General features: G+C 66.6%; 3 protein-coding genes. 2 read left to right on the top strand and 1 reads right to left on the bottom strand.

Annotation, left to right across the window (positions count from 1 at the left end; translation table 11 throughout):
* Positions 1 to 303: PAS domain-containing protein (locus MBEBAB_RS18185; protein ID WP_052516832.1), on the top strand; the 303-nt coding region annotated here is incomplete at its 5' end.
* Complete coding sequence (locus MBEBAB_RS18180) at positions 270 to 599, top strand: PAS domain-containing protein (protein WP_052516831.1); 330 nt, start codon at positions 270 to 272, stop codon at positions 597 to 599. The genes MBEBAB_RS18185 and MBEBAB_RS18180, both read left to right, overlap by 34 nt.
* Here MBEBAB_RS18180 and MBEBAB_RS14725 read toward each other — a convergent pair.
* The gene (locus tag MBEBAB_RS14725; protein WP_021698779.1) at positions 596 to 1,126 is read right to left on the bottom strand and encodes a gamma carbonic anhydrase family protein; all 531 of its coding nucleotides are present in this window, start codon (positions 1,124 to 1,126) and stop codon (positions 596 to 598) included. The two genes, MBEBAB_RS18180 and MBEBAB_RS14725, sit on opposite strands and share 4 nt — an antisense overlap.
* Between the last annotated feature and the right edge of the window lie 418 nt (positions 1,127 to 1,544).

The raw sequence follows: 1,544 nt of genomic DNA, 5'->3' as shown, positions 1-1,544 counted from the left end.
ATGACCCCGGCGCCGGGCGGCCCGACCCTTGCGAAGGCGCCGCCGATGACAGATTCGGTGTTTCATTCCGGCATTCAGCGGCTTGTGGACGCGTGGACGGCCTTGCCCGGCGCGTCGCGCATTCCCGATCGCGCCGCCTTCGACCCCAATGCCCTGGGCCGCCTTCTGCCGCAGGTGTTCCTCGCCGAGCGTCGGGATGAGGGCCTGGTGTTCCGCCTGGCCGGCGGCTGGATCGAGCGCGCTCATGGCCGCCCGCTCAAGGTGCCTATGTGCTGGAGGTCTGGCGCCGCGAAAGCCGGCTGATGGTCCACCGGGGGCTGGCCCAGGCGTTCCGCGAGGGCCGCCCCATGATCTTCAGCGCCGACATGGAGATGGAGGACGGCGCCCTGCTGCCCGCCGAGATCGTGGCCGCCCCCCTGCGCGGCCCCACCGGCCTGCCCGACCGGCTGCTCGGTCTTTATCAGCCCCTGGGGGCCGATGGCGACGAGGCGAAGGATGTCCAGGGCCTGATCGTGCGCGCCATGACCCCCGCCGCCACGCCGCCCGTGCGCCGCGCCGCCCTGACCCTCGCGGCCGTCGACGGCCGCCGCATCGCCTAATCGAGTTTGGTCAGGCCCCGCGCATACCGCTTCCAGTTCTGCACATAGTGCTCGGCCGACATCCTCAGCATCTCGATCTGGGGCGGCTCCAGGGTGCGGATCACCTTGCCCGGCGCCCCCACAACCAGTGAGTTGTCGGGGATCTCCTTGCCTTCGGTGATGATCGCCCCCGCCCCGATGATGCAGTTGCGGCCGATCCTGGCCCGGTTCAGCACCACGGCGTTGATGCCGATCAGGCTGTTGTCGCCGATGTCGCAGCCGTGGAGCATCACCTTGTGCCCCACCGTCACCCCGCGGCCGATGGTCAGCGGCACGCCCACGTCATTATGCAGCACCGAACCGTCCTGGATGTTGCTGTCCGGCCCGATGGTGATGGGCTCGTTGTCGCCACGCACCACCGCGTTCCACCAGATGCTGGCGCCCGGGTGAAGAATCACGTCTCCTATCACCGTCGCATTCGGCGCGATCCAGTATTCGCCCTCTGGCGGAAGCTGCGGTTGCTTTGCGTCAAGACTGTAAACAGTCATCCGAACTCCTCGTAACTTTTATCTTTTTCAGCGCTTTAAGCGTTTGGAAACCACGTTAGCATCAAACTTGTTCAGCGATTCGAGATCGCGCCAGCGACTTCGGATCCGTAGCCGGATCACGCCCGGTCCGGCCAGACACGAGGACGCTTGCGTGTCGCGTTTCGTTCGGCGGCGGGTTTTCCCGCCGGGAGCCCTGCCCCCGACCGGTTGCGACGGCGCCCTGCGTCTTTTCTCCTCCCCAACGCTCTCGTTCGAGGCGGGTCCCTTCCGGGTCTCGCCTTTTTTCATGCCTCGGAGGCTACCATGACCAAGCGTTCCGCCCTCAAGCGCCAATCCCGTGAAATGGCCAGGGAGGGCGTGTTCGATACACGCCAGTTTTCCGAGGACGCCAAGGTCCGGCGGCTTCCAACCCAGCAGG

The organism is Brevundimonas abyssalis TAR-001 (assembly GCF_000466985.1).
Taxonomy (GTDB): domain Bacteria; phylum Pseudomonadota; class Alphaproteobacteria; order Caulobacterales; family Caulobacteraceae; genus Brevundimonas; species Brevundimonas abyssalis.
This window is presented reverse-complemented; position numbering and strand designations above follow the sequence as displayed.